The organism is Microbacterium sp. GQ128, assembly GCF_059758615.1.
On sequence record NZ_JCAXDY010000001.1, the window covers coordinates 948,059 to 974,357 of the forward strand.

Consider the following 26,299-nt stretch of genomic DNA (forward strand, 5'->3'; position numbering starts at 1 on the left):
GGTGAGTCTTCTCTTCTCCCCGCTGAGCATCCGATCCGTCACCTTCCGCAATCGCCTCTGGGTCTCGCCCATGTGCATGTACAGCGCCGTCGACGGCGTTGCTCAGGAGTGGCACCATGCCCACCTCGCCCAGTTCGCCTCGGGCGGCGCCGGGCTGATCGTCGCCGAGGCCACAGCGGTCGTCCCCGAGGGCCGGATCTCGCCACGCGACCTCGGTCTCTGGAACGACGAGCAGCGCGACGCACTCGCCCCGATCGTCCAGGCCATCCATGACCGCGGAGCGCACGCCGGCATCCAGCTCGCGCACGCGGGACGCAAGGCATCGACCTGGTGGCCCTGGGCGCCCCTGCGCGGTTCCGTTCCGCAGGAGGACGGCGGCTGGACCACCACGGCACCCTCGGCGGTGGCGTTCGACGGCTTCGAGGAACCGGCGGCTCTGGACCTGGCGGGCATCGACCGCGTGGTCGAGGCCTTCGCATCCGCCACGCGCCGCGCGCTCGACGCCGGCTTCGACGTCATCGAGATCCATGGGGCGCACGGGTACCTTCTGCACCAGTTCCTGTCGCCGCTGTCGAACCTGCGCGACGACGAGTACGGGGGCTCGCTCGAGAACCGTGCCCGACTGCTGCTGCGCGTGGTGGATGCCGTTCGTACCGCCGCCGGCGCCGAGGTCCCGCTGCTCGTCCGCATCTCGGCCACCGACCATGCGGACGGCGGTTTCACCCCGGAGGAGGCGACGATCGTCGGCGACTGGGCGGAACAGCACGGGGCCGACCTGATCGACGTCTCCAGTGGCGGTCTCGTGGCGCATCAGCGCATCGACGTGTTCCCCGGCTACCAGGTGCCTCTCGCCGAGACGGTGCGCCAGGGCGGCCGCATCCCGGTGTCCGCGGTCGGGCTCATCACCGCGTCGGCCCAGGCCGAGCAGGTGCTCGCCGACGGCGCGGCGGACGTGATCTTCGCCGGACGGGAGTGGTTGCGTGACCCGCACTTCGCCCTCCGCGCCGCCCACGAACTCGGTTCGGAGGTCGCCTGGCCTCCGCAGTACGAGCGCGCGCACTGGCGCTGACCGCGCGCACGCGACGAAGGCCGCCGATCCTCCCGGGTCGGCGGCCTTCGCGTCATTGGGATCAGCGTCCGCGGAAGCGACGCGTCGCGTCCTGCACCTCGCCGACCAGCTCCTCCAGGATGTCCTCCAGGAACAGCACGGCAGTCGTGTTGCCCTGCGCGTCGCGCACCTTCGCCAGGTGGCGACCCGCACGGCGCATGACCGCGAGGGCGTCCTCCAGATCAGTGTCCTCCTGAACCGGCACCATGTGGTGGATGCGCTTGGCCGGGACCGGCTGGATCATCTTCGTCTCTGCGTCCGGCCCTTCGGACGCCCGCAGGATGTCCTTCAGGTGGACGTACCCGATCGGCACGGCCTCGTCGTCCACGATCACGTAGCGGGAGAACCCGTAGCGGGCGACGGCCTTCTCGATGTCGTCCGGCGTGGTCGACTGCGGCAGAGTCACCAGATCACCGAGAGGCACGGCGACGTCCCGCGCCTTCTTGTCGGTGAACTCGACGGCGGCAGCGACGGTCCCTGCGGTATCCATCAGCACGCCCTCGCGTCGCGACTGGCTCACGATGGTCGCGACCTCGTCGAGCGTGAACGTGGAGGCGGCCTCGTTCTTCGGCTCCACCCGGAACAGGCGCAGCACACCGTTGGCGGCAGCGTTGAGCAGCCAGATCACCGGCATGAACACCTTCGACACCCACACGAGCGGCGGAGCCAGGATCAGCACCGCCCGGTCCGGCACCGAGAACGCGAGGTTCTTGGGCACCATCTCACCGAACACGACGTGCAGGAATGAGACGATCAGCAGCGCGATCGCGAACGAGACGGCGTCCACAGCCCCGTCCGGCCAGCCGAGCGCATGCAGCGGCACGGCGAGCAGGTGGTGGATCGCGGGTTCGGAGACGTTCAGGATCAGCAGCGAGCAGATCGTGATACCGAGCTGCGACGTCGCGAGCATCAGAGTCGCGTGCTCCATCGCGTACAGTGCCGTCTTCGCCGCGCGCGACCCCTGCTCCGCACGGGGCTCGATCTGTGACCGTCGGGCCGAGATGACCGCGAACTCGCCTCCGACGAAGAAGGCGTTCGCGACCAGGAGCACGACGAGCCAGGCGAGTCCTCCCCAATCGTTCATCGGGTGGCCTCCTCTCCCGCGTCGAGCGGACTCGGCACGTAGCGGACGCGGTCGACGCGCCGACCGTCCATCCGGACGACCTGGAGGATGCCGCTGTCCAGCGGCACCTCGTCACCGACCGAGGGCACACGCTCGAGCACGCTCATGACGTAGCCGCCGACGGTGTCGTACACATCACCCTCCGGCACCTCCACGCCCGCGCGACGGCGCAGCTCATCGGGCCGCAGCTCGCCGGGGAAGGTCACGCCCTCCCGGTTGCGGATGACTCCCGCCCTCGTGCGGTCGTGCTCGTCGGCCACCTCGCCGACCAGCTCCTCGACGAGGTCCTCGAGCGTGACGAGGCCGGCCGTCCCGCCATACTCGTCGACCACGACCGCGAGCTGGTACCCGCGGGCACGGAGCTCGGAGATCAGGGCGTCGACGTGCACGGTCTCGGGCACACGCAGCGGCTCGGTCGCGAGAGCACCGACGGGAACCTCGGTCCGACGGTCGCGAGGCACGGAGATGGCCGCCTTGAGGTGCACGACGCCCGTGATGTCGTCGAGGTCGTCGTCGTACACGGGGAAGCGGCTGTGTCCGGTGCGGCGCGCGAGCTGGATGACGTCGTCGACCGAGTCGCCCGCGGCGATCGCGTGCATGCTCGGCCGCGCCGTCATCACATCGGCGGCGGTCAGCCGAGAGAACATCAGGGTGCGGTCGAGCAGCGTCGCGGTGTCGGCCTCGAGCAGACCCGCACTGGCGGAGCGTCGGACGAGCGAGGACAGTTCCTCCGCACTGCGGGCGCCGGAGAGCTCCTCCTTCGGCTCGATCCCCATGCTGCGCAGCACGCCGTTGGCGCTGCCGTTGAGCACGACGACAGCCGGTTTGAAAACGGTCGTGAAGGCGACCTGGAAGGGGATGACGAGCTTCGCCGTCGCCAGTGGCAGGGCGAGCGCGAAGTTCTTCGGGACGAGTTCGCCGAGGATCATCGAGAGCACGGTGGCGACGAGCATGGCCACGATCGTCGCGATGGGGGCGACCGCCGCCTCCGGGATGCTCCAGGCGAGGAGCGTCGGACGAAGCAGGTTCGACAGCGCCGGCTCCATCGTGTAACCGGTGAGCAGCGTCGTCAGCGTGATGCCGAGCTGGGCGGCCGAGAGATGCGTCGACGTGTGCTTGAGGGCGCCGATCGTGAGCGAGAGCCGGGATTCACCTCGAGCCTGTCGCGCCTCGAGTTCGGCGCGGTCGAGGTTGACCAGCGCGAACTCGCTGGCGACGAAGAGGCCGGTGCCGACCGTGAGAAGGAGCCCCACGCCCAACATGATGTAGTCCATCAGCGGTTCCTCTCCTGCGAGAGAGGCGGACAGTGGGGCGATGTTCTGCAACTGGGAGGGTCGTCCATTATGCGGACGATTGTACAGAAGACGACTGTGCTCGCGCTCGCGCTCACCAGCTGACGGGCAGGGCCTTCCCCTCTTCGTACCCGGCCGCCGACTGGAGTCCGACCAGCGCGCGATCGTGGAACTCCGGCACGGACGATGCGCCCGCGTACGTGAACGACGAGCGCACGCCCGAGGTGATCATGTCCAGCAGGTCTTCCACACCGGGTCGCAGCGGGTCGAGGTAGATCTTGGATGAGGAGATGCCCTCGGCGAAGAGCTCTTTGCGAGCCCGCTCGTAGGCGTCGAGTCGGCCGAAGCGCGCCTGCACCGCCTTGGTCGACGCCATGCCCCAGGATTCTTTGAACAGGCGCCCGTCGCTGTCGCGCTGCAGCTCCCCCGGCGCTTCGATCGTGCCGGCGAACCACGATCCGACCATGACGGACGCGGCGCCGGCCGCGAGCGCGAGTGCGACATCGCGGGGGTAGCGCACGCCGCCGTCCGCCCACACATGGGCACCGAGTTCCTTGGCGGCCTGAGCGGTCTCGAGCACGGCGGAGAATTGCGGGCGGCCGACCGCGGTCATCATGCGCGTCGTGCACATCGCCCCCGGCCCCACCCCCACCTTGAGGATCGTGGCGCCCGCGTCGACGAGGTCGCCGACGCCGTCGGCGGTGACGATGTTGCCGGCGACGATCGGCAGCCCGAGGTCGAGCTCGGCGACAGCACGCAGCGCCCGCAGCATGCCCTCCTGATGACCGTGCGCGGTATCCACGACCAGCACGTCGACTCCGGCTGCGGCGAGCGCCTTGGCCTTCGCCGCGACGTCGCCGTTGATGCCGACGGCCGCGGCCACAGCCAATCTCCCGTGCCCATCGACGGCAGGGCGGTAGAGGGTCGAACGGAGTGCGCTCCGCGCGCTCAGAGTACCCACGAGATGTCCGTGGTGGACCACCGTCACCATCTCGACGTCGGCGTCCGTGATGACGTCGAAGGCGTGCCGCTCCGAGCCGATGTCATCGGCGTCGATCGACGGCGTCCCGCGATGCACGAGATCCCCGAGCTGCGCATCCGGCAGCGCGGTGGCGAGCCTGGTCGCCGGGAGCACCCCGAGGATCCGGCCGACCTCGACCGGCGCGGCGCCCTGCGCGACGACGATCCCGTGACCCACGGCGGCCGGAAGCAGGCGGAGCGCGTCCGCGACGGAAGCCTCCGGCGGGAGCACGATCGGCGTGTCCCAGAGCACCGGCTGGTCCTTCACGTCGCGGATCGCAGAATCGAGATCCTGCAGCGGCAGGTCCTGAGGAAGCACGCCGAGCGCGCCCCGGCGGGCGAGCACCGCCGCGATGCGCGGTCCGGTCACCGAGTTCATGTTCGCGGCGACGATCGGAAGGGTCGCCGGGGTGCCGTCCAGCGGCGCCAGATCGACCTGCAGACGGCTGGTGACCCCGGATCGCCGCGGCACCAGGAAGACGTCCGAGTAGGTCAGGTCGACGGTCGGCTGCTCTCCAGAGAACTCCATGTCTCCACGGTACCCAGATCGCAGCCCCGTGGGCGCGTGGCTTCCGACGATTCCCCGAGCGAAACACGTTAGGCTTGTTGGTCGAGAGTGTGCGGGCCCGAACGCATCCTGCGACGACGTCCGCACCAGAGAGCTTCAGCGATGAAAGAGGGCGATCGAGAGTGTCGAACCAGGTGACCGGCGTCAACGGCGACGGGGGGTTCGGAGCCAATTCCTGGCTCGTCGAAGAGCTCTACGAGCAGTTCAAGGTGAACCGCGACTCCGTCGACAAGGAGTGGTGGCCGATCCTCGAGAAGTACCACTCGGAGACGGCCTCGTCCTCGCCCGCTGCTGCGGACACATCCGCACATCCGGTGACGGCCCCGATCCCGGTGATCGGCTCGCAGCCGGTCGCCCGCACGACCGCGAAACCGGCGGCCGCCGCGCCGATCCCGGCTCAGGCGCCGAAGCCCGCGCCCAAGCCCGAGTCGAAGGAAGCCGCCGAGCCGGTCGAGGAAGACAAGGTCACGCCTCTCCGCGGCCTGCCGAAGACCCTCGCCGCGAACATGGACGAGTCGCTGACCGTCCCGACCGCGACCAGCGTGCGCACCGTGCCCGCGAAGCTGATGATCGACAACCGCATCGTCATCAACAACCACATGGCGCGCACCCGCGGCGGCAAGATCAGCTTCACCCACCTCATCGGGTGGGCGCTCATCCGCACGCTCGACGAGTTCCGCAGCCAGAACGTGTTCTACGCCGAGATCGACGGCAAGCCCTCGGTCGTCGCGCCCGCGCACGTCAACCTCGGCATCGCGATCGACCTGCCCAAACCCGACGGCACGCGCGCCCTCATGGTTCCGAGCATCAAGCGCGCCGACACGCTGTCCTTCACCGAGTACCTCAGCGCGTACGAAGACCTGGTCACCCGCGCTCGCGGCAACAAGCTCACTGCTGCCGACTTCCAGGGCACCACCGTCTCGCTGACCAACCCGGGCGGCATCGGCACCGTGCACTCCGTGCCGCGACTCATGAAGGGCCAGGGGTGCATCATCGGCGCCGGCGCGCTCGAGTACCCCGCCGAGTTCCAGGGCGCGAGCGACAAGACGCTCAACGAGCTGGCGATCGGCAAGACCATCACCCTCACCAGCACCTACGACCACCGCGTCATCCAGGGTGCAGGCTCGGGCGAGTTCCTCAAGAAGGTGCACGAGCTGCTCATCGGCCAGCGCGGCTTCTACGACGACATCTTCGCGGCGCTCCGCATCCCGTACGCCCCCATCCGGTGGAACCCCGACATCGCGGTCGACCTCGCGGAGCGCGTCGACAAGCAGTCCCGCGTGCAGGAGCTCATCAACTCCTTCCGCGTGCGCGGCCACCTGATGGCCGACATCGACCCGCTCGAGTACCAGCAGCGCTCGCACCCCGACCTCGAGATCGAGAGCCACGGCCTCACGTTCTGGGACCTCGACCGCGAGTTCGTCACCGGCGGCTTCGGCGGTCGGCGCATCGCCAAGCTCCGCGACATCCTCGGGGTGCTCCGCGACTCGTACTGCCGCACGCTGGGTATCGAGTACATGCACATCCAGGACCCGGAGCAGCGCCGCTGGTTCCAGGAGAAGGTCGAGGTCAAGTACCAGAAGCCCGGCCACGACGAGCAGTTGCGCGTCCTCCGCAAGCTCAACGAGGCCGAGGCGTTCGAGACCTTCCTGCAGACCAAGTTCGTCGGCCAGAAGCGCTTCTCGCTCGAGGGCGGCGAATCGTTGATCCCGCTGCTCGACGAGATTCTCCAGGGCGCCGCGACCGCAGGCCTCGAGGGTGCCGCGATCGGCATGGCCCACCGCGGCCGCCTCAACGTGCTCACGAACATCGCAGGGAAGACCTACGGTCAGGTGTTCCGTGAGTTCGAGGGCACCCAGACCCCCGGCAACCAGCGCGGCTCCGGCGATGTGAAGTACCACCTCGGCACCGAGGGCACCTTCGTCGCCGACGACAAGTCCGAGCTGCCCGTCTACCTCGCCGCCAACCCCTCGCACCTCGAGACGGTCGACGGCGTGCTGGAAGGCATCGTCCGCGCCAAGCAGGACCGCAAGCCGATCGGCACGTTCGCCTGGCTGCCGATCCTCGTCCACGGCGACGCCGCCTTCGCGGGCCAGGGCGTCGTGGTCGAGACGCTGCAGATGTCGCAGCTGCGCGGCTATCGCACCGGCGGCACCATCCACGTCGTGGTGAACAACCAGGTCGGCTTCACGACGACTCCGAACGACGGACGCACCTCGGTGTACTCCACCGACGTGGCGAAGACCATCCAGGCACCGGTGTTCCACGTGAACGGCGACGACCCTGAGGCCGTCATCCACGTCGCGCAGCTCGCGTTCGAGTACCGCGAGCGCTTCCACCGCGACGTCGTGATCGACCTCGTGTGCTACCGCCGACGCGGTCACAACGAGGGCGACGACCCCTCGATGACGCAGCCGCTGATGACCGACCTGATCCAGGCGAAGCGGTCGGTCCGCCGCCTGTACACCGAGTCGCTCGTCGGCCGCGGCGACATCACGGAGCAGGAGTACGACGAGGCCAAGGCCGACTTCCAGAACCGTCTCGAGATCGCGTTCGCCGAGACCCACGCGGCCGAGACCGGGGCGACACCGATCACGCCGGAGCTGCCTCCGGTGGACGACCAGGTCGGCGCTCCCGATGTCACCGGCGTGCCGGGCGAGGTCATCCAGCTCATCGGCGACGCGTTCGTCAACAAGCCCGAGGGCTTCACGGTGCACCCGAAGATCCAGCAGCTGCTGGACAAGCGTCTCGACATGAGCCGCAACGGCGGCATCGACTGGGGCTTCGGTGAGCTGCTCGCATTCGGCTCGCTCCTGGTCGAGGGCACCCCGGTGCGCCTCGCGGGGCAGGATGCCCGCCGCGGCACCTTCGTGCAGCGTCATGCGACACTGCACGATCGCGCGAACGGCCAGGAGTGGCTGCCGCTGTCGAATCTGTCCGACGCACAGGGCCGCTTCTTCGTCTACGACTCGCTGCTCAGCGAGTACGCCGCACTCGGGTTCGAGTACGGCTACTCGGTCGAGGCTCCCGAAGCTCTCGTGCTCTGGGAGGCGCAGTTCGGCGACTTCGTCAACGGCGCCCAGTCCGTCATCGACGAGTACATCTCGGCGGCCGAGCAGAAGTGGGGTCAGCAGTCCAGCGTGACGCTGCTCCTCCCCCACGGCTACGAGGGCCAGGGACCCGACCACTCGTCGGCGCGCATCGAGCGTTTCCTGCAGCTGTGCGCACAGGAGAACATGATCGTCTCCCGTCCGTCGACCCCGGCGTCGTACTTCCACCTGCTGCGCCGCCAGGCCTACGCTCGCCCGCGCAAGCCGCTCATCGTGTTCACCCCGAAGGCGATGCTGCGTCTGCGCGGAGCGACGAGCCCGGTCGAGGCCTTCACGCAGGGTCGGTTCGAGCCGGTGATCGACGACGACCGCGGTCTCGACCGTTCGGCCGTCAAACGCGTGCTCGTGCACTCGGGCAAGGTGCACTGGGACCTGCGCTCCGAACTCGAGAAGAACCCGAACCCCGAGGTCGCGCTGGTCCGGCTCGAGCAGCTCTACCCGACGCCTATCGACGAGCTCAAGAAGATCACCGACTCCTACCCGAACGCCGAGCTGGTGTGGGTCCAGGAGGAGCCGGAGAACCAGGGTGCCTGGCCGTTCCTCGCGCTTGCCTTCGCCGACGTTCCGGGCGACCGCTCCTTCCGGCCCGTCGCACGCTCGGCTTCCGCGTCGCCCGCGACCGGATCGTCGAAGGTGCACGCCGCCGAGCAGGCCGCTCTGATCCGCTCGGCCGTCACACTCGGCTGATCGACCGACGAAGAAGGGCGCCTCGACCTCGGTCGGGGCGCCCTTCTCGTTCCGGCTTCAGTACCAGATGTCCAGGGAGGGCGCGGGGAACGCGATCAGCGCCCGGTCGAGAGCCTCGACGGCCGCCGCGTCACCCGAGATCCGCCCGGCGCCGTGCAGCGACGCCGCGCGGACTCCCCCGGCGTACAGCGACGACAGTGCCGAGACATCGAGCACGATGTCGGCCTCGCTGCCCTCGGCTGCGACCTCGACCGTCGCGACGCCGGACTCATCGACCCTCAGCCGCCAATCGCCCTTCGCGAATCCGAGGGAGTCCTCGACACGCAGCACCGTGTCCAGCGGCGCCGAATAGCGTCGTGCCGTCAGTGCGGCCGGCAGATCGAGGATGCGCAGCCATCCGTGGTCATGCACCTCCTGCTTCACGCCGCGGGAGTCGGCGACGAGCCACGGCAGCGGGTCGTCCAGTGGGCGGAGGTCGGCCTCGACCTCCGCGACGAGGTCGTGCTGCAAGGCGAAACGCCACAGCGCGGTGCGGGCGTCGGCGGTCTCGGCGACGAGAAGTCGGACGTCCATCCGGAACCGAAGCGGGCCGCCCGCCTCGGACACCGTGTAGGCCAGGACGCCTCGGAGCACACCGTCCTCGTCGAGATAGTGGACGCCACGGGCCTTATCGCGGTCGGCGGTCGGTGCGACACCGGCATAACCTTCCCAGCGGCCGCGCCAACCGGGGATCTGTCCGGCTGCCCGTCGCCGCGCGCGGTCGTGGACCGCCCCGAGGTCGGCGGCCAGTGTCTCGCGGTCGATGTACTCCAGGCGACCCGGCGGAGTCGCGCCGCCCCATCCCGCACGTCGCGTGTCGACGGTCAGGCGTGCGACGGGGACGGCAGAACCGAAGCCATAGCGCCCGTAGATCGTCGCCTCCGTCACCGTGAGTCCGGCGACGGCGACCCCGGCGGATGCTGCGGCTCGCAGCTCGCCCTCCAGAAGGGCTCTGGCGATGCCGCGGCGCCGATGCGTCGCGGCGACCGTGACGACACTGATCGCCCACATGTCGATCTCGCCGCCGCCGGGAAGCGTGAGCGGGGTCACCCAGGCGTTGGTGGTCGCGACCGGCAACGCAGCTTCCGGTGCCGTCTTCTCGAACACGCCGATGTTGCGCCGTGCGGCGAAGGTCTTCGTGATCTGGACGAGCATGTCCGTGCTCGGTTCGGCGCCGAGGAACCCGCGGTCAACCGCGCGCTGGAAGGCCGCGGCGCTCGCGTCGTCGGTCAGATCGACGACGCGGTACTCGAGTCCGGCGTTCGCCAGCCGTTCAGCCGAGGTGGTGTCTGCGGGCACGTCCCGCGCATCGATGGAGCTCATCCATCCACACTACCGACGGCCTCGGACGGAGGTCAGTGCTGGGCGGCCTGGACTTCCCGCAGCCGGGCGAACACCTGGTCGCGCAGCTGTTCGGGAGCCGTCTCCTTGCAGGCACGGGCGATGACCTCGGTGAGGGTCGTCGCCACGAGGGCCTCGTCACGGCAGGACGGGCAGTGCTCGAGATGCTCACGGATCTCGGTGTGCTCGGTCTTGCACACCTCGTTGCGGAGGTATTCCTCCAGATCCTGACGCGCTTTGTCGCAGCCGCAGTCGCTCATCCCTTGCTCCTCGTCTCAGCCGCGGCGATGCCCCGCTCGGCGGCGTAATCTGCCAGCAGCTCCCGCAGCATCCGCCTGCCACGATGCAGACGGCTCATGACGGTGCCGATGGGGGTCTTCATGATGTCGGCGATCTCCTGGTACGCGAAGCCCTCGACATCCGCGAGGTACACCGCGAGCCGGAAGTCCTCCGGCACGGCCTGCAGCGCGTCCTTGACCACCGACGCCGGCATCCGGTCGATGGCCTCGGCCTCGGCGGAGCGGCTGTGCGACGCCGTGGTGGATTCCGCACCGCCCAGCTGCCAGTCCTCGAGCTCGTCGATCGTGCCCTGGAACGGCTCGCGCTGACGCTTGCGGTAGATGTTGATGTACGTGTTCGTGAGGATGCGGTACAACCACGCCTTGAGGTTCGTCCCCTGCGAGAACGTCGACCAGGAGCCGTACGCTTTCACGAACGTCTCCTGCACGAGGTCGGCGGCGTCTGCGGGATTGCGCGTCATGCGCATCGCGGCGGCGTAGAGCTGATCCATGAAAGGGATCGCCTGCTCTTCGAACTCACGTCGAGGGTCGCCGACGATGTCTGCGGTTGCGGTGTCATCCATCACCGGCCAGTCTAGGCCGCTGAGGTCGATCACCTCGCGCTCCAAGGTCGCCGTCATTCTCTCTCCTTCGCTTCAGGGAGCCTGTCTTCCACGACGAACCTCCCTGCGTTCACTAAGGTGAGAACCGATGAGCGCCAACAGGTATTCCCCCGCCCGGGTGCAGGGCACCTATCCTGCGCCCACCACCGACGTGCCCGTGCACGCCGAGCTCACGATCCCCGGCTCGAAGTCGCTGACGAATCGGGAGCTGATGATCGCCGCGATCGCCGACGGCCCCGGCCGACTGATCGCCCCTCTCCACTCCGACGACTCCGCCCGGATGGTCGACGCGCTGCGTGCGCTGGGTGTGGGTATCGAGGAGGTGGATGCCGGTCACGAGTTCGGCCCCGACCTTTTGGTCACCCCGGCGAAGCTCCGCGGCGGTACGACGATCGACTGCGGCCAGGCGGGCACCGTGATGCGCTTCATCGCCCCGTTGGCGGGCCTCGCCGAGCACGATGTGCACCTCACAGCGCACGAGACCGCACTCCATCGCCCCATGGGGGGACTGATCAGCGCGCTGCGCGACCTCGGAGTCGACATCGACGACGAGGGCACCTGGGCGCTCCCCTTCACCATTCGCGGTCACGGGCGCATCCGCGGCGGTCGCGTCGAGATCGACGCGTCGGCCTCGAGCCAGTTCGTCTCCGGGCTCCTGCTCGCCGCGCCCCGATTCGACGTGGGACTCCACCTCGTCCACGTCGGCGAGCACCTGCCGAGCCTTCCGCACATCGACATGACCATCGAGGCTCTGAGCCGCCGCGGTATCCGCATCGAGCGTCCGGCCGTCGGCGAGTGGCTCGTCGAAGCGGGTGTGCCGCGGGCGAAGGAGATCGCGATCGAACCGGATCTCTCCAACGCGGCTCCGTTCCTCGCCGCAGCTCTCGTGGCCGGCGGTTCCGTCTCTGTCACCGGCTGGCCGGCGCACTCGACGCAGCCGGGCGCGCTGCTGCCGGACATCCTGCAGGCCACCGGAGCGCATGTCGGGCGTCACGGCGGCACCCTCACGGTGCGCGCCGGCTCCGGAATACGCGGTCTCGACCTCGATCTCTCGGCGGCGAGCGAGCTGACTCCGACTCTCGTCGGCCTCGCCGCGTTCGCCGACTCCCCGACGACCATCCGTGGCATCGGCCACATCCGCCTCCACGAGACCGACCGGATCGCGGCGCTCATCGGCAACGTCCGCGCACTCGGCGGGGAAGCCGAGGAGCTTCCGGACGGGCTCCGCATCATCCCCCGCCCGCTGCACGGCGGCAGCTGGGCCGCCCACCACGACCACCGGATGGCCACGACCGGTGCGCTGATCGGCCTGCGCGTGCCCGGTGTCGAGATCGACGACATCGGAACCACCGCGAAGACCCTCCCGGAGTTCACGATGCTCTGGGAGCGGATGCTGCGAGGTTGATGGTGAGCTGGCTCGACGATAGCGACGACCTCGATGACGACTTCGAGGACTTCGACGAGAGCAGCATCCGGACGCGACCGAACCCCAAGGCGAACCGCCCGCGCACCAAGCGCCGTCCCGCGCACGAGGATGCCCAGGTGGGCAGGGTGCTCGGTGTCGACCGCGGTCGGTATTCGGTGCTTCTCGGCGAGGACACGGCCGAGGAACGCATGATCACGACCACCAGGGCGCGAGAGCTGCGACGCATGCCCATCGTCACGGGCGATCAGGCGCGCGTGGTCGGCGACACCTCGGGCGACGAGGGAACGCTCGCCCGCATCGTCGGCATCGTCGAGCGCACCTCGCTTCTGCGACGCAGTGCCGACGACACCGACCAGGTCGAGCGCGTCATCGTCGCCAACGCCGATCAGATGCTCGTCGTCGTCGCCGCGGCCGACCCCGAGCCGCGGGCCCGGCTGGTCGACCGATACCTCGTCGCAGCGCTGGATGCGGGCATTCGTCCTCTCCTGGTCGTCACGAAGACCGACATCGCCGATCCGACGGAGTTCCTCACCCACTTCGACGGCCTCGACCTGCGGGTGTTCACCAGTGCGCAGGACGAGATGCCCGTCGAGGAGATCGGCGAAGCGCTCGTCGGACACTCCACGGTCTTCGTCGGACACTCGGGCGTCGGCAAGTCCACGCTCGTCAACGCGCTCGTGCCCACGGCTCTGCGCGCCACCGGACACGTGAACCAGGTCACCGGACGCGGCCGCCACACCTCCTCCTCGACCGTCTCGCTGCGTTACGAGGGACCGGCGGGCACGGGCTGGGTGATCGACACCCCCGGCGTCCGTTCGTTCGGTCTCGGTCACGTCGACCCCGCCAACATCCTGGCCGCGTTCACCGAACTCGCCGTGATCGCTCAGGACTGCCCTCGCGGGTGCACGCACCTCGCGGATGCCCCGGACTGCGCACTCATCGAAGCGGCGGAGCGGGGCGACCTGGGCGAGACCGGCCGGGCGCGACTCGATTCTCTGCAGCGACTGCTCCAGACGTTCGCGGACAAGGCGGAGCAGGCCCCCGGCCGTTAGGCTGGAGGGGTGACTCAGCGCCTGGAACCCGGAACCGCAGCCCCTGACTTCTCCCTCCTCGACCAGGACGGGAAGACCGTTCGCCTCGCCGATCTGCGCGGCCAGAAGACGGTGCTGTACTTCTATCCCGCCGCGATGACGCCGGGCTGCACCACCGAGGCCTGCGACTTCCGCGACAGCATCTCGTCGCTCCAGGGCGCCGGCTACCGGGTCATCGGCATCTCGCGTGATGAGCCGGACACGCTCACGAAGTTCCGCGAACGCGACGGCCTCACCTTCCCGCTGCTGAGCGACCCCGACCACGCGACCCACACCGCCTACGGCGCGTGGGGCGAGAAGATGAACTACGGCAAGCTCGTCGAGGGTGTCATCCGCTCCACCTTCGTCCTCGACGAGGACGGAAAGATCACTCTCGCGCAGTACAACGTGAAGGCCACAGGTCACGTGGCACGGCTGCGCAAGCAGCTCGGCATCGACGCCTGACCCGTCGGCCCGGAGCGCAGCGGGCGCGCGGAGGTCACTCGGCCGCGCGCTGCTCGCCCTCGCGTCGTGCGCTCGAGATCAGCAGCACAAAGCCCACCAGCCCGGGGAGTCCGACCCCGACGGTGAAAGCCCACGACACCGGCTGCAGCGTGAGGGAGGCCAACGCGAGGGCGATCGCGAGCACCTGGAACACCACTCCTCCGGATCGCGCCCATGACTTGCCGACCCGGGTGCCGATGGAGAAGGCAACGAGGGCGGCTGCTCCGACGAGCGTGAGTGCGATCAGCGCCACGGCGGTCGGCAGCGAGGCCGCGTCGCCGGCACCGAGGCCCACCAGTTCGATCACTGCGAACACGATGAGCGCCGCAGCTTCGGCGGCGAGCACCGCCGCTGCCGCGAGTGCGATCCCCGGTGCGCGCACAGCATCTCCTAAGCATTGAAGCGGAGAAAACCCTTGATTTCGGGGTTTTCATGTAACAGAATAGAGAAAGTCATGTGCTCCCACAGCGGCGTGGGGCGAGCAATCACGCTCGCATCACAAATCGCGGGCATCCGTCCGCACATCACCAGGGTAGCCGAACCCGAACTGCTACCCGAATCCGAGAGGTCGCATCGCGACATCTCTTGAAATCCACACCGAGGAGCCCCCATGGACTGGCGCGATAAGGCCGCCTGCCTGACTGTAGACCCCGAGCTGTTCTTCCCCGTGGGGAACACCGGCCCGGCCGTCGATCAGATCGAGAAGGCGAAGACCGTCTGCGCCACCTGCACGGTCACGGAGATCTGTCTGCAGTACGCACTGGAGACCAGTCAGGACTCCGGCGTCTGGGGCGGACTCTCCGAAGACGAGCGCCGTGCTCTGAAGCGTCGCGCCGCACGCGCCCGCCGCGCCTCCTGAACCTGCACGAAAGCGGCCTGGGATCACGTTCTCAGGCCGCTTTCGTCTGCCTCGGCTTCGGCCGGATCAGCGGTCGAGCCAGCGCAGGGGGATGTCGATGACCACCTCGGTGCCCTCGCCATCGCTTCCATGCCATTCGATGGTGCCGCCCAGCTCCCCCTGGATGAGCGTGCGGATGATCTGAGTGCCGAGGCCCTGACCGATCCGCCCCTCGGGGAGACCGAGACCGGTGTCGCGCACGGTCACGCGGAGGTTCTCCTCGGTCCGCGCGGCATCGATGGTCACGATGCCCTCCTGGCCCGCGAGGCCGTGCTCGACGGCGTTCGTGACGACCTCGGTGAGGGCGAGGGCGAGAGGTGTCGCATACTCGCTCGGGAGCACCCCGAACCGCCCGGTCGACTGCGTGCGAGCGCGCGTGTTCGGTGCCGAGGCGACCTCGGCGACCAGCTTGAGCACGCGATGGAAGACCTCGTCGAAGTCGACCTTCTGCGTCAGCCCCTGAGCCAGCGTGTCGTGCACGACAGCGATCGCATCGACGCGGCGCATGGCCTGCGTGAGGGCATCGCGGGCTTCGTCGGAGTGCGTCCGCCGCGCCTGGATCCGCAGAAGCGACGCCACCGTCTGGAGGTTGTTCTTCACGCGGTGGTGGATCTCGCGGATCGTCGCATCCTTGGTGATGAGCTCCTGCTCCTGATGGCGCAGCTCCGATACGTCGCGGCAGAGCACGATCGCGCCGATTCGCGTTCCATGGTCCTTCAACGGGATCGCACGCAACGACACCGTCACGCCGCGCGCCTCGATGTCGGTGCGCCACGGAGCGCGACCGGTCACCACGACAGGCAGGGATTCGTCGACCTGTCTGGAGGGCGGCACGAGTCTGGTGGTGACCTCGGCGAGGGACTCCCCCTCGAGCTCGTCATCGAACCCCATGCGGTTGAAGGCCGACAGGGCGTTCGGGCTGGCGAACGTGCTGATCCCGTCGACGTCGATCCGGATGAGGCCGTCCGACGCGCGCGGAGCGCCACGGCGAGGCGAGGTCGGAGCGGTGAGGTCGGGGAAGCTGCCGTCCGCGATCATCCGGAAGAGGTCGTTCGCACACTCGTCGAACGTGATCTGCTGGCGAGACGGAGTGCGCAACTCGCCCAGGTTGGTGTGTCTGGTCACCACGCCGATCACTGTGGCTCCCGCGTCCGCGCTGCGTCGTTCACTCACGATCGGCACGGCGCGCACCCGGGTGGGGGTCTCTTCGAACCAGTCCGGGGACGACGAGTCGACGATCTCGGCCGACTCGAAGGCGCCCTGGACCTGCGTGCGCCACTGCGGTCGCACCCGCTCACCGACGATGTCGCGGTAGAACAGCGTCGCCGCACCGCTCGGTCGCGCATGGGCGACCGCGATGAAGGTACCGTCCTCCGTCTGGATCCAGATGACGATGTCCGCCGACGCGAGATCGGCGAGGAGCTGCCCGTCGCCGGCGAGTCGGTGCAGCCACTCGACGTCGCTGTCGGTCAGGAGGCCCTGGGCATGGGCGAGGTCGCTGAGGGTTGACACCAGACCAGCCTACGGTGAGATCCCTCAGAGCACCGCCAAGGAGGTCGCGCGCCAACGCCGATCGATGCCGTCGAGACGGATCGCGACCGCACGCGTGCGGCCCGGCCCCGCCACCACGACGACGGCCTCGATCACGCCGTCGGTCGGCTCGGCCACTCGCAGCGATCTGATCGCGAATGTCGGTCGTGCAGGGGCGACACCCCGCGCACTGCGAGCCCTCGCCGAGAGGTTGGCCCTGGTGACCAGACTCCGATATGCGTCCTCGCTGAACCACCGGGCGAGCTGCTCGACCTCCCTGACCCCGGCGAGCGCCTCGAGGACGCCGGTGGTGAGGCTGCGCAGAAGTGGCGCGGGGTCGGGAAGCTCGCTGGTCGGTGTGGGCTGGGCGGCGAAGTACTCGTGAGGCATCATGTCGAACTCTCGGTCGGGGAGGTCTGAAGTTCGTCAGTACAGCACCGCGGCGCCCGGCGAGGGTGCCGTTTCGAGGAAGTATGTGGATAACTCGTACGTGGCACCTGGCCGTCGCCTACGCTCTGTCGGGTGCACTGGGACCGTCTGTTCGAAGACCTCGAAGGCCAGCTCGCGTCGGACTGGGAGGCCGAGCGTGCCGTGCTCGACGCCGAGTCCGAGCGACTGCGGATCGCGAAACTGGACCTGCGCGCCCGCCTCCGGACGTTGTGCAGCACCGGCACCGACGCGACGATCGACCTCGTGCACGGACGACGGCTGCCTGTCACGCTCCAGGCACTCGGAGCGGACTGGCTCGCCGTGGCCTCACGCGATGTCGGCGGCGCCCCGCACGCGTCGGGCACGACAGCATCGGCGCTGATCCTCCCCCTGCACGCCGTGGCCGGCATCACGACCGATCACGGCACGGTCCTGGCGAGCCTCGATGACTCTGCGACCGAGCCGCACCCGCTTCGCGAGCGGATGACGCTCGGATTCGTCCTGCGGGATCTCGCTCGACGGCGGATCCCCGTTCACATCAGCGTGCGCGTCGGCGACGATGTGCACGGCACGATCGACCGCGCGGCGGCGGATCACCTCGATCTGGCGCTGCACGATTCGGGGCAGGCGCGTCTCGCCGGAGCTGTGCGCGGCTTCCGCATAATCCCGTTCTCGACACTCGTCGCCGTACGCACACCCGGAGATCAGTTGCGGTGAGCCGAGGAGGTACCCCAGACCTCGGGGAAGCTCGCGATCTGCGACTGTCTCCACAACGCCATACGGCGGGCGATCTCCGATTCCTCCGCCAGGTAGCCCTCGAGACACGACTCCTCCACCCGCCAGCGGGGAGGCGACCCGAGCTGTGCGCCGCGGAGCCTTCCTTCGTGGAGAAGAGCGATCACCTCGTCCACACCGATGCTCAGGAGTTCAGCCACCTGCGCAGGGGCGAGGAATCGCGACGCGGGCCGGGTCGGGGGTGCCATCCCCCCATTCTCCATGACGGCATCGCGGGGGATCCGGCGCTCTGCTGTCCTGTGGATAACCGGCGGTGCCGGTCCGGGATTTCTGTGACGATATCGCCATGGCTACCCATCCCCGCCCTCGGCGCGCGTTCTGGGGCGACACCCGATTCCTCATCGGCATCGCCCTGGTGGCGCTCTCCATCACCGCGGTCTGGCTCATCATCACCGCATCCGACCATGCGCGGCCGGTGCTCCGAGCCGATCGCACGATCGTGCAGGGCGAGCCCCTGACATCCGGTGATTTCCAGGTGATCGAGGTGGGGCTGGGGCTGTCTGCCGAGGACTACCTCGGACCCGAAGATCTGCAGCCCGGTCAGATCGCCGCGCGCACGCTCACGAAGGGTGAGATCCTGCCGGCGACCGCACTGGCGGATGCCGATCAGACCCGCAGCACCACCATCGTGATCGAGAGCAGCACCGGAATCCCCGGAGAAGTACAGGCCGGGACGGTCGTCGACGTCTGGTCCGCGGCTCTGCTCGACGACGGTCGCACCTACGACGCTCCACGAATCCTCGTCACCGATGTGACCGTCCGCGACGTGATCGAGCCCGACGGCATGCTTGCCGACGCCGTGTCGGCCCGGCTCGAACTCGTGATCGACACGAGCGATGCGGCCGATGTGCTCGCCGCCATCACCGGAGGGGCATCGCTCTCCGTCCTCCCGGTCGGCGCCGGCTCGTGACAGCTGTCGTCGTGGCGATCCCGGAGCCCCGCGCCAGTGAGCTGGCCGCGGAACTGGAGCTCGAGGGAATCCGGGTCCTCGCCGTGCTCCCGGTGCCCACCGGCGAGATCGACCTTCCACGCGATGCAGAGGCGATCATCGTCACCGCCGCGCGCGCAGTGCTGTCGGCCGAGCTGGTGTCCACCTGCGACCGAGCGGGGGTCCGCATCCTCCCGCTCGGAGGTGCCGACAGCCGACTGCTCGGGCGGCTCGGATTATCCGCCGCTCTGCCTCCCGAAGCAGCCGGCTGGGAAGTCGCGGCGGCGCTGGGTGCCGACGTCTCCCCCGAGCCCGCACGACGGTCACTCCCTCCGCACCGCATCATCGCCGTGTGGGGGCCGCACGGGGCACCGGGGCGTTCCACGATCGCCGTCGAACTCGCCGTGGAGCTCGCGCGATCCGGGCGCAGCGTCGCTCTCGTCGATGCCGACACCGTGGCTCCATCGCTCGCGCTGCGGCTGGGGCTCAGCGACGACGCACCCGGCATCGCGGCTGCCTGCCGTCGCGCCGAGCGCGGCGCCCTCGACTCGACGGAGTTGACGCGGCTCGCCACGACGTTGCAGAGCGGCAGCGGCGAGGCCGTCGAAGTGCTCGCCGGCATAAACCGCCCGAGCCGGTGGCCCGAGCTGGGTTCGGCGCGCCTTCGAATGGCGTTGAGCGCCTGCCGTGCATGGATGGAAGAGACGGTCGTCGATGTGGCTGGAGCCTTCGACGCGGACGATGAGGTGACCTTCGACATCGCCGGACCCCGCCGCCACGCCGCGACGACGGCGACGCTGAGCGAAGCGGATCTGATCGTCGCCGTGGCAGCAGCGGACCCACTGGGGATCAGCCGCTTCCTCCGGGACTACGCGGAAGTCCGGCGTCTCACCGCACCGACGCCGGTGTCGGTCGTCATCAATCAGGTGCGCCCGGGGCCGCTCGGGATCGACGCCCGCGGGCAGGTGCGGCGCACGCTCGAGCGGTTCGCCGGCATCACGGAGGTCACGTTCCTCCCGTTCGACCAGCGTGCTGCCGATGCCGCGTTGCTGCACGCCCGTCCGATCACGGATGTCACACCGCGTTCGACACTCGTGGCGGGTATCCGAGGACTCGCGGCGGCTCTGTCTCCCGCCGCTGCGGAGCCCGCTACTGACGGTAGCTTGCGAGGAAGTTCCCGAGTCGCTCGACGGCTTCGCTCAGTACTCGGGGCTCGGGGAGCGTGACGAGCCGGAGGTGGTCCGGAGTCGCCCAGTTGAAACCGGTCCCCTGCACCAGGAGGATGTGCTCCGAGACGAGCAGATCGTAGACCAGGCGAGCATCGTCTCTGATCTCGTGCACGTTCGGGTCGAGCCGAGGGAAGGCGTACAGCGCCCCCTGCGGTTTGACGCACGAGACCCCCGGAATCGACTCGAGCCCCTCCCACGCGATGTCGCGCTGCTCGTGCAGTCGACCGGTCGGGGCGATCAGCGCGTCGATGGACTGCACGCCAGAGAGCGCCGCCTGCACCGCGTGCTGGGCGGGCACGTTCGGGCACAGTCGTGTCGACGCCAGCAACGTGATCCCCTCGAGGAATCCCTTGGCGTGGCCCTGCGGACCCGTGATGACCATCCAACCCGATCGATAGCCCGCGACTCGGTAGGTCTTGGACAACCCGTTGAACGTCAGGCACAGCAGATCGGGGGCGAGCGTCGCGGTCGGGATGTGTACGGCACCGTCGAACAGAATGCGATCGTAGATCTCATCCGACAGGAGCAGCAGCTCATGTTCCCGAGCGATCTGCACGAGCCCTTCGAGGATCTTGCGCGAGTACACGACGCCGGTGGGGTTGTTCGGGTTGATGATCACGAGAGCCTTGGTGCGCGGCGTGATCTTCGAGCGGATGTCCTCGAGGTCGGGCTGCCACTCGTCATCCTCGTCGCACAGATAATGCACGGGCGTACCGCCTGCGAGGCTGGTCATCGCCGTCCACAGCGGATAGTCCGGTGCAGGGATGAGCACCTCGTCGCCCTCGTCGAGCAGCGCCTGCATGGTCATGGTGATGAGCTCGGAGACCCCGTTGCCGAGATAGACGTCATCCGGGTCGAAACGAGGGAAGCCCTCGATCTGCTCGTAGCGGCTCACGACCGCACGGCGGGCCGAGATGATGCCCTTGCTGTCGCTGTAACCGTGCGCGGATGGAAGAGCCGCGAGCATGTCATGCACGATCTGGTGGGGAGCGTCGAAGCCGAAGATCGCGGGATTCCCGGTGTTCAGCTTGAGGATCTTGTGGCCCTCGGCCTCCAGACGCGCCGCCTCGACGAGGGCGTTTCCGCGGATCTCGTACAGGACGTTCTTGAGCTTCGACGACTGGTCGAAGTTGCGCGTTGGGGTCATCGGCCAAGCCTACAGCGACGAAAGGAGGGCCAATCCACGTGGACTGGCCCTCCTCTGCGCTGGAGCTACTTCTTCTTCTTGCCCTGGGCGCGACGCTGCTCACGGTTGCCGGCCGGAGCCTCGGCATCCGTGCGCTGGCCGAAGGCGCCTCGCGGTGCCTCTTCCGGCTCGGCCTGCGGGGCCTGAGCGCGAGCCGCCGCCTGACGGACACGATCGGTCGCCGCCTGCTGGACCTGACCACGGTCGTTGCGGACCTCGACCTCGCCTGCGTCGTTCGCCGCGGAGTACTCGAGACGCTGCTCTCCCCCGTCTGTGGCGAGACCCTTGGCCTCGACCTCGGCGGTCTGGGAGTCGCCGGCACGCCGCACCTCGACTTCGAGGTTGTAGAGGTATCCGACGGATTCCTCCTTGATCTGGCCCATCATCGACTGGAACATCGCGTAGCCCTCGCGCTGGTACTCGATGAGTGGATCTCGCTGAGCCATCGCGCGCAGCCCGATGCCGTCCTTGAGGTAGTCCATCTCGTAGAGGTGGTCGCGCCAGCGGCGGTCGAGCACCTGGAGCACCACGCGACGCTCCAGTTCACGCGTCGCCGCCTCGCCGAGCGCCTCCTCGCGCGCCTCGTACGCGATCTTCGCGTCGGAGAGCAGCTCGCGGGTGAGTCCGTCTGCCGTGATGCCGCCCTTGCGCCCCGCTGCCTCCGAGACGACCTCGTCGATCGTCACGCCCACCGGGTAGAGCGTCTTGAGTTCGGTCCAGAGCGCGTCGAAGTCCCAGCTCTCATTGTGGCCCTCGCCGGTGTGGTCGCGGACCACGCCGCTGATCGCATCCTCGATGAAGTGCTGGACGCGGTCGGCGATGTCATCGCCCTGCAGGATGTGGCGACGGTCGGCGTAGATGGCCTCGCGCTGACGGTTCAGGACATCGTCGTACTTGAGGACGTTCTTGCGCATCTCGGCGTTGCGCGACTCGACCTGGGACTGGGCGCTGCGGATCGCGCGGGATACGAGTCCCGACTCGATCGGAACATCGTCCGGGAAGTTCGTGCGGGCGAGGATCGCCTCGGCAGCACCCGACTGGAACAGACGCATCAGGTCGTCGGTGAGGCTCAGGTAGAAGCGGCTCTCGCCGGGATCGCCCTGACGCCCGGAACGACCACGGAGCTGGTTGTCGATGCGACGCGACTCGTGACGTTCGGTGCCCAGAACGTAGAGACCCCCGGCCTCGATGACCTTCTCGGCTTCCTCTGCGACGACGGCTTTCATCGCCTCGTAGGTCTCGTCCCACGCGACCTCGTACTCCTCGGGCGTCTCGACGGGGTCGAGCCCCTTGCCCTTGAGTTCCTGGACCGCGAGGAACTCGGCGTTTCCGCCGAGCATGATGTCGGTGCCTCGACCGGCCATGTTCGTGGCGACCGTGACCGCCCCCAGGCGGCCGGCACGGGCGACGATCTCGGCCTCACGCGCGTGGTTCTTCGCGTTGAGGACCTCGTGCTTGACGCCCTTCTTCGCGAGCAGACGCGACAGGTACTCGCTCTTCTCGACGCTCACGGTTCCGACCAGCACCGGCTGCCCGGCGGCATGGCGCTCGGCGATGTCCTCGACGACCTGCTCGAACTTCGCCGTCTCGTTCTTGTAGACGAGGTCCGACTGGTCCTTGCGGATCATCGGCCGGTTCGTCGGGATCGGGATGACACCGAGCTTGTAGGTCGACATGAACTCCGCGGCCTCGGTCTCGGCCGTACCCGTCATGCCGGCGAGCTTGTCGTAGAGACGGAAGTAGTTCTGCAGCGTGACCGTCGCGAGAGTCTGGTTCTCGGCCTTGACCGGCACACCCTCCTTGGCCTCGATCGCCTGGTGGATGCCCTCGTTGTAGCGGCGTCCGACCAGGATTCGGCCCGTGTGCTCGTCGACGATCATGACCTCGTCGTTCATGACGACGTAGTCGGTGTCCTTCTTGAACAGGGCGAGCGCCTTGATCGAGTTGTTGAGGAAGGAGATGAGCGGAGTGTTGGCCGACTCGTACAGGTTGTCGATGCCGAGGTAGTCCTCGACCTTCTCGATACCGGGCTCGAGCACGCCGACGGTGCGCTTCTTCTCGTCGACCTCGTAGTCCACGCCGACCTCGAGGGTGCGGGCGATCTTCGCGAACTCGGCGAACCAGCGGTTGGCCTCCCCCGAGGAGGGGCCCGAGATGATGAGCGGCGTGCGCGCCTCGTCGATGAGGATCGAGTCGACCTCGTCGACGATCGCGAAGAAGTGCTCGCGCTGGACGAGGTCTTCCTTGCGCCAGGCCATGTTGTCGCGCAGGTAGTCGAAGCCGAACTCGTTGTTCGTGCCGTACGTGATGTCGGCCGCGTACTGCTCGCGACGCACCGCGGGGGTCTGTCCGGAGACGATGATGCCCGTGGTCATGCCGAGGGCCCGGAACACACGCCCCATCAGCTCGGCCTGGTAGCTCGCGAGGAAGTCGTTGACCGTGATGACGTGCACGCCCTTGCCGGCGATCGCGTTCAGGTACGCGGGCAGAGTCGCGACGAGTGTCTTGCCCTCACCGGTCTTCATCTCGGCGATGTTGCCGAGGTGGAGGGCTGCGCCGCCCATGACCTGCACGTCGTAGGCGCGCATGCCGAGGGTGCGCTTGGCAGCCTCACGCACCGCGGCGAACGCCTCGGGCATGAGCTGGTCGAGGGTCTCGCCCTTCTCGAAGCGCGCGCGCAGCTCGACGGTCTCGTTGCGCAGCTCGTCGTCGGTGAGCTTGGAGATGTCCTCTTCCAGCGCTCCCACTGCCTTGACGACCTGATTCAGGCGGCGGATGACCCGCCCCTCGCCAGCGCGCAGCAGCTTCTCAAGAGGATTGGCCACGGATGTCATCTCCCTGTCAGTGGGTAAATCGCCGGCCATCGGTGAACCCGACGCCAGGCATACTTTGCCATGTTACCGGTCTGTGACCTGCACGTCGCCTGCACGGGACTCGCGCACGAGGATTCGGATGGTTACCGAGTATGCATATACTCGGTAACGCATTCGAGCCACAATCAGGGAGCACACCATGTCGGTACGTCAGAGCCTGCTCGCGATCCTCGATCAGGGCCCCTGTTACGGCTACCAGCTGCGGCACGAGTTCGACCGACGCACCGGCTCCACCTGGCCACTGAACGTCGGACAGATCTACAACACCCTCGAGAGGCTCGAGCGTGACGCTCTCGTGGAGCGGGGCGACGCCGACGAGCATGGTCACGTGTACTGGCAGATCACCGATGCCGGCTCCGCCGAGGTCGCCCACTGGCTCTCCTCCCCCGTGGTGCGGACGCAGGCGACGCGGGATGAGCTCGCGATCAAGCTCGCGGTCGCGGCGACGATGCCTGGAGTCGACGTCGCGGCGGTCATCGAATCGCAGCGCACGGCCTCACTGCGTCAACTGCAGTCGCTGCAGCGCGCGAAGTACGCCGGCGGTGACGCGGACGGTCCGGAGGAGCTCTCCTGGGCCCTGGTCGTCGATTCGATGATCTTCGCCGCTGAGGCCGAGGTGCGGTGGCTCGACCACGCGGCACAACGTCTCGCCCTGCACCCGGGACACGCGATGGCGCTCGAACTCGCGACCGAGCGGCCCAAGCGCGGGCGGCCCGCGAAGACCGGAACCGCACTCGCGGGTGCCGCACCCTCGCTGTGAGCGACGAGACGGCCGCGTGACGTGCCCTGAGCGAACAGCGCCGGCCTGAAGCGGATGCTCAGCCACCGTCGGTGCCCAAGAAACTAGGATCGATCCATGGCTGGATTTTGGGGCAGACGCAAACGCGAACAGGAAGAGCTCGCCGCACAGGACGCCGATCTGGCGCGTCGCGCCGAGCAGGCACTGGTCGGCGCGGACGAGCGGATCCGCACGACGTCGGACGAGCTCTCCTTCGCCGAGGCCGAGCTCGGTGAGTCGCTGACCGCCGATCTGCGCAAGGCTCTCACCGCGGTGCGCACCCACCTGCGCGAGGCGTTCCAACTGCACCAGCTGAACCATGATGAGATCCCCGACACGGCCGAGGAGCTGCGCACCCGGAACGCGCGCATCCTGCAGCTGTGCGACTGGGCTCAAGACCTTCTCGACGAGAAGACCTCCGTCCTCGCAGAATCCGTGGCCAAGGTGCGCCGCGCACCCGAGATCATCGCGCAGGTGCGGGCGGACGCCGCCGAGCTCAGCACACGCATCCCCCAGACCAACGAAGCCGTCGCACGCCTCTCGGCTCGCTACGCAGACTCCGCGATGCACCAGATCACGGCCAGCGCGGCCGAGGCCGAGCAGCTCATCCGCTTCGCCACCCACAGCGCCGACATCTCCGAGCGCCGTCGTGCGGCCAAGCAGAACGAAGAGGCGAACGTCGCCCTCGAAACGGCCACCGAGGCCACGCGGCGCGCATCCGCGCTCCTCGATGCGGTCGAGGACTTCGAGATCGAGGCGCTCCGCGCGGAGTCCACCCTCGCCGAAGTCGTGGCCGACTCCCGCGGCGACCTCATCGCCGCACGCAACGCGCCCGCGGTACCCGCCGTCGCAGAAGCCGTCGCCGCGCTCCAGGCCGCTCTCGCCGCCCTCACCCCGTCCGGCCAGCCCAACGACCCGTTCGCCGAGCTCTCCCAGTTGCGCGACGCCAACTCCGCGCTCGACGAAGCCATCGCCAAAGCCCGCCACCGCGCCGAGAACCCGCTCCCGAGCATCGCGCAGGTGCAGCACGCGATCGATGACGCCGACCGTCAGCTCGGCGTCGCCCGCGGTCTCATCGCCGGCCATCGCGGGTGGATCGGCGCCGATGCGCGCACGCGCCTCGCCGAGGCGGAGCGACTCCGCGTCGATGTCTCCGACCTCCTTCCGGCGGAAGACACACGCGAAGCGGCCCTCGTGCAGGCTCGTCGCGTCGCGCATCTCGCCTCCGAGGCGCTCCAGCTCGCCCAGCGCGACATCGACTCTTCCCGTCCTCGGGATCAGGACTGGGGCGGCGGTGGCGGTTGGGGAGGCGGACCGCGGCGCGGCGGTGGGGGCGGCGACATCGCATCCGGCATCCTCGGTGGCCTCGTGATCGGAAGCCTCCTCGACGGAATCTTCGACTGACGATCGACGCCCGCGGCACCACGACGCCAGAACGGCCCGGCCCCTCGAGGGACCGGGCCG

23 protein-coding genes are annotated in these 26,299 nt (G+C 68.6%); 11 read left to right on the plus strand and 12 right to left on the minus strand.

Features of this window, described 5'->3' with window-relative positions:
* Position 1 precedes the first annotated feature (1 nt).
* Entirely contained in the window at positions 2-1,069 is a 1,068-nt protein-coding gene (locus AC6CHX_RS04615; protein WP_498271797.1) for an NADH:flavin oxidoreductase/NADH oxidase, read from the plus strand.
* Between the two features lie 61 nt (positions 1,070-1,130).
* Here AC6CHX_RS04615 and AC6CHX_RS04620 read toward each other — a convergent pair whose 3' ends face one another.
* The 3 genes from AC6CHX_RS04620 to guaB1 form a co-directional block, all read right to left on the minus strand.
* The gene (locus AC6CHX_RS04620; protein WP_452325804.1) at positions 1,131-2,192 is read right to left on the minus strand and encodes a hemolysin family protein; all 1,062 of its coding nucleotides are present in this window, start codon (positions 2,190-2,192) and stop codon (positions 1,131-1,133) included.
* Positions 2,189-3,505, minus strand: a complete 1,317-nt coding sequence (locus tag AC6CHX_RS04625) for a hemolysin family protein (RefSeq protein WP_498271798.1) — start codon at positions 3,503-3,505, stop codon at positions 2,189-2,191. Before AC6CHX_RS04625 ends, AC6CHX_RS04620 begins: the two co-directional genes overlap by 4 nt.
* Before the next feature lie 112 nt (positions 3,506-3,617).
* On the minus strand, positions 3,618-5,072 hold the full coding sequence (guaB1, locus tag AC6CHX_RS04630; protein ID WP_498271799.1) for a GMP reductase: 1,455 nt from the start codon (positions 5,070-5,072) through the stop codon (positions 3,618-3,620).
* 161 nt (positions 5,073-5,233) lie between these two features.
* Between guaB1 and AC6CHX_RS04635 the strand changes: the two genes are divergently transcribed.
* Complete coding sequence (locus AC6CHX_RS04635) at positions 5,234-8,908, plus strand: multifunctional oxoglutarate decarboxylase/oxoglutarate dehydrogenase thiamine pyrophosphate-binding subunit/dihydrolipoyllysine-residue succinyltransferase subunit (RefSeq protein ID WP_498271800.1); 3,675 nt, start codon at positions 5,234-5,236, stop codon at positions 8,906-8,908.
* Between the two features lie 57 nt (positions 8,909-8,965).
* On the opposite strand, the gene AC6CHX_RS04640 is transcribed toward AC6CHX_RS04635, so the two are convergent.
* The 3 genes from AC6CHX_RS04640 to AC6CHX_RS04650 are packed head-to-tail and all read right to left on the minus strand — an operon-like array spanning position 8,966 to position 11,207.
* Entirely contained in the window at positions 8,966-10,270 is a 1,305-nt protein-coding gene (locus AC6CHX_RS04640; RefSeq protein WP_498271801.1) for a GNAT family N-acetyltransferase, read from the minus strand.
* Positions 10,271-10,302: 32 nt separating this feature from the next.
* Positions 10,303-10,548: a zf-HC2 domain-containing protein gene (locus AC6CHX_RS04645; protein WP_136043410.1), complete on the minus strand. Its 246-nt coding sequence runs from the start codon at positions 10,546-10,548 to the stop codon at positions 10,303-10,305.
* Positions 10,545-11,207, minus strand: a complete 663-nt coding sequence (locus tag AC6CHX_RS04650) for a sigma-70 family RNA polymerase sigma factor (protein ID WP_498271802.1) — start codon at positions 11,205-11,207, stop codon at positions 10,545-10,547. Before AC6CHX_RS04650 ends, AC6CHX_RS04645 begins: the two co-directional genes overlap by 4 nt.
* Before the next feature lie 70 nt (positions 11,208-11,277).
* Here AC6CHX_RS04650 and aroA point away from each other — a divergent pair, with 70 nt between their 5' ends.
* The 3 genes from aroA to bcp are packed head-to-tail and all read left to right on the plus strand — an operon-like array spanning position 11,278 to position 14,150.
* On the plus strand, positions 11,278-12,594 hold the full coding sequence (aroA, locus tag AC6CHX_RS04655) for a 3-phosphoshikimate 1-carboxyvinyltransferase (RefSeq protein WP_498271803.1): 1,317 nt from the start codon (positions 11,278-11,280) through the stop codon (positions 12,592-12,594).
* Positions 12,595-12,596: 2 nt separating this feature from the next.
* Positions 12,597-13,667, plus strand: a complete 1,071-nt coding sequence (gene rsgA / locus AC6CHX_RS04660; RefSeq protein WP_498271804.1) for a ribosome small subunit-dependent GTPase A — start codon at positions 12,597-12,599, stop codon at positions 13,665-13,667.
* 9 nt (positions 13,668-13,676) lie between these two features.
* Positions 13,677-14,150, plus strand: a complete 474-nt coding sequence (gene bcp / locus AC6CHX_RS04665) for a thioredoxin-dependent thiol peroxidase (RefSeq protein WP_136043414.1) — start codon at positions 13,677-13,679, stop codon at positions 14,148-14,150.
* A gap of 34 nt (positions 14,151-14,184) precedes the next feature.
* On the opposite strand, the gene AC6CHX_RS04670 is transcribed toward bcp, so the two are convergent.
* Entirely contained in the window at positions 14,185-14,571 is a 387-nt protein-coding gene (locus AC6CHX_RS04670; protein ID WP_136043415.1) for a hypothetical protein, read from the minus strand.
* Between the two features lie 228 nt (positions 14,572-14,799).
* Between AC6CHX_RS04670 and AC6CHX_RS04675 the strand changes: the two genes are divergently transcribed.
* Positions 14,800-15,048: a WhiB family transcriptional regulator gene (locus AC6CHX_RS04675; RefSeq protein ID WP_017203224.1), complete on the plus strand. Its 249-nt coding sequence runs from the start codon at positions 14,800-14,802 to the stop codon at positions 15,046-15,048.
* 66 nt (positions 15,049-15,114) lie between these two features.
* Here AC6CHX_RS04675 and AC6CHX_RS04680 read toward each other — a convergent pair whose 3' ends face one another.
* Positions 15,115-16,599 carry a sensor histidine kinase gene (locus tag AC6CHX_RS04680; protein WP_498271805.1) on the minus strand — a complete coding sequence of 495 codons (1,485 nt, stop codon included), beginning with the start codon at positions 16,597-16,599 and terminating at the stop codon, positions 15,115-15,117.
* Positions 16,600-16,623: 24 nt separating this feature from the next.
* Positions 16,624-17,010: an Rv3235 family protein gene (locus AC6CHX_RS04685; protein ID WP_136043417.1), complete on the minus strand. Its 387-nt coding sequence runs from the start codon at positions 17,008-17,010 to the stop codon at positions 16,624-16,626.
* Positions 17,011-17,139: 129 nt separating this feature from the next.
* On the opposite strand from AC6CHX_RS04685, the gene AC6CHX_RS04690 reads away from it, so the two are divergent.
* Positions 17,140-17,763, plus strand: a complete 624-nt coding sequence (locus tag AC6CHX_RS04690; RefSeq protein WP_498271806.1) for a hypothetical protein — start codon at positions 17,140-17,142, stop codon at positions 17,761-17,763.
* Here the strand turns inward: AC6CHX_RS04690 and AC6CHX_RS04695 are convergent.
* The gene (locus AC6CHX_RS04695; protein WP_498271807.1) at positions 17,751-18,029 is read right to left on the minus strand and encodes a helix-turn-helix domain-containing protein; all 279 of its coding nucleotides are present in this window, start codon (positions 18,027-18,029) and stop codon (positions 17,751-17,753) included. The genes AC6CHX_RS04690 and AC6CHX_RS04695 overlap by 13 nt on opposite strands.
* A gap of 98 nt (positions 18,030-18,127) precedes the next feature.
* On the opposite strand from AC6CHX_RS04695, the gene AC6CHX_RS04700 reads away from it, so the two are divergent.
* Together AC6CHX_RS04700 and AC6CHX_RS04705 are read left to right on the plus strand one after the other, a co-directional pair.
* Positions 18,128-18,751: a CpaB family protein gene (locus AC6CHX_RS04700; RefSeq protein ID WP_498271808.1), complete on the plus strand. Its 624-nt coding sequence runs from the start codon at positions 18,128-18,130 to the stop codon at positions 18,749-18,751.
* Complete coding sequence (locus AC6CHX_RS04705; RefSeq protein ID WP_498271809.1) at positions 18,748-19,995, plus strand: CpaE/TadZ family protein; 1,248 nt, start codon at positions 18,748-18,750, stop codon at positions 19,993-19,995. The genes AC6CHX_RS04700 and AC6CHX_RS04705 overlap by 4 nt, the downstream gene beginning before the upstream one ends.
* Here AC6CHX_RS04705 and AC6CHX_RS04710 read toward each other — a convergent pair.
* Both AC6CHX_RS04710 and secA read right to left on the minus strand, forming a co-directional pair.
* On the minus strand, positions 19,919-21,145 hold the full coding sequence (locus AC6CHX_RS04710) for a pyridoxal phosphate-dependent aminotransferase (RefSeq protein WP_136043422.1): 1,227 nt from the start codon (positions 21,143-21,145) through the stop codon (positions 19,919-19,921). The genes AC6CHX_RS04705 and AC6CHX_RS04710 overlap by 77 nt on opposite strands.
* 65 nt (positions 21,146-21,210) lie before the next feature.
* The gene (gene secA, locus AC6CHX_RS04715; RefSeq protein WP_136043423.1) at positions 21,211-24,009 is read right to left on the minus strand and encodes a preprotein translocase subunit SecA; all 2,799 of its coding nucleotides are present in this window, start codon (positions 24,007-24,009) and stop codon (positions 21,211-21,213) included.
* A gap of 187 nt (positions 24,010-24,196) precedes the next feature.
* Here secA and AC6CHX_RS04720 point away from each other — a divergent pair, with 187 nt between their 5' ends.
* Together AC6CHX_RS04720 and AC6CHX_RS04725 are read left to right on the plus strand one after the other, a co-directional pair.
* On the plus strand, positions 24,197-24,817 hold the full coding sequence (locus tag AC6CHX_RS04720; protein ID WP_498271810.1) for a PadR family transcriptional regulator: 621 nt from the start codon (positions 24,197-24,199) through the stop codon (positions 24,815-24,817).
* A gap of 96 nt (positions 24,818-24,913) precedes the next feature.
* Positions 24,914-26,239 carry a coiled-coil domain-containing protein gene (locus tag AC6CHX_RS04725; RefSeq protein WP_136043425.1) on the plus strand — a complete coding sequence of 442 codons (1,326 nt, stop codon included), beginning with the start codon at positions 24,914-24,916 and terminating at the stop codon, positions 26,237-26,239.
* Positions 26,240-26,299 lie beyond the last annotated feature (60 nt).

What these genes read in the sequence shown, in the direction of transcription:
- AC6CHX_RS04620 (WP_452325804.1), bottom strand. Translation starts at nt 2,192, where the DNA reads ATGAACGATTGGGGAGGACTCGCCTGGCTCGTCGTGCTCCTGGTCGCG.
- AC6CHX_RS04625 (WP_498271798.1), bottom strand. Translation starts at nt 3,505, where the DNA reads ATGGACTACATCATGTTGGGCGTGGGGCTCCTTCTCACGGTCGGCACC.
- guaB1 (WP_498271799.1), bottom strand. Translation starts at nt 5,072, where the DNA reads ATGGAGTTCTCTGGAGAGCAGCCGACCGTCGACCTGACCTACTCGGAC.
- AC6CHX_RS04640 (WP_498271801.1), bottom strand. Translation starts at nt 10,270, where the DNA reads ATGAGCTCCATCGATGCGCGGGACGTGCCCGCAGACACCACCTCGGCT.
- AC6CHX_RS04645 (WP_136043410.1), bottom strand. Translation starts at nt 10,548, where the DNA reads ATGAGCGACTGCGGCTGCGACAAAGCGCGTCAGGATCTGGAGGAATAC.
- AC6CHX_RS04650 (WP_498271802.1), bottom strand. Translation starts at nt 11,207, where the DNA reads ATGACGGCGACCTTGGAGCGCGAGGTGATCGACCTCAGCGGCCTAGAC.
- aroA (WP_498271803.1), top strand. Translation starts at nt 11,278, where the DNA reads ATGAGCGCCAACAGGTATTCCCCCGCCCGGGTGCAGGGCACCTATCCT.
- AC6CHX_RS04675 (WP_017203224.1), top strand. Translation starts at nt 14,800, where the DNA reads ATGGACTGGCGCGATAAGGCCGCCTGCCTGACTGTAGACCCCGAGCTG.
- AC6CHX_RS04685 (WP_136043417.1), bottom strand. Translation starts at nt 17,010, where the DNA reads ATGATGCCTCACGAGTACTTCGCCGCCCAGCCCACACCGACCAGCGAG.
- AC6CHX_RS04695 (WP_498271807.1), bottom strand. Translation starts at nt 18,029, where the DNA reads ATGGCACCCCCGACCCGGCCCGCGTCGCGATTCCTCGCCCCTGCGCAG.
- AC6CHX_RS04700 (WP_498271808.1), top strand. Translation starts at nt 18,128, where the DNA reads ATGGCTACCCATCCCCGCCCTCGGCGCGCGTTCTGGGGCGACACCCGA.
- AC6CHX_RS04710 (WP_136043422.1), bottom strand. Translation starts at nt 21,145, where the DNA reads ATGACCCCAACGCGCAACTTCGACCAGTCGTCGAAGCTCAAGAACGTC.
- AC6CHX_RS04720 (WP_498271810.1), top strand. Translation starts at nt 24,197, where the DNA reads ATGTCGGTACGTCAGAGCCTGCTCGCGATCCTCGATCAGGGCCCCTGT.
- AC6CHX_RS04725 (WP_136043425.1), top strand. Translation starts at nt 24,914, where the DNA reads ATGGCTGGATTTTGGGGCAGACGCAAACGCGAACAGGAAGAGCTCGCC.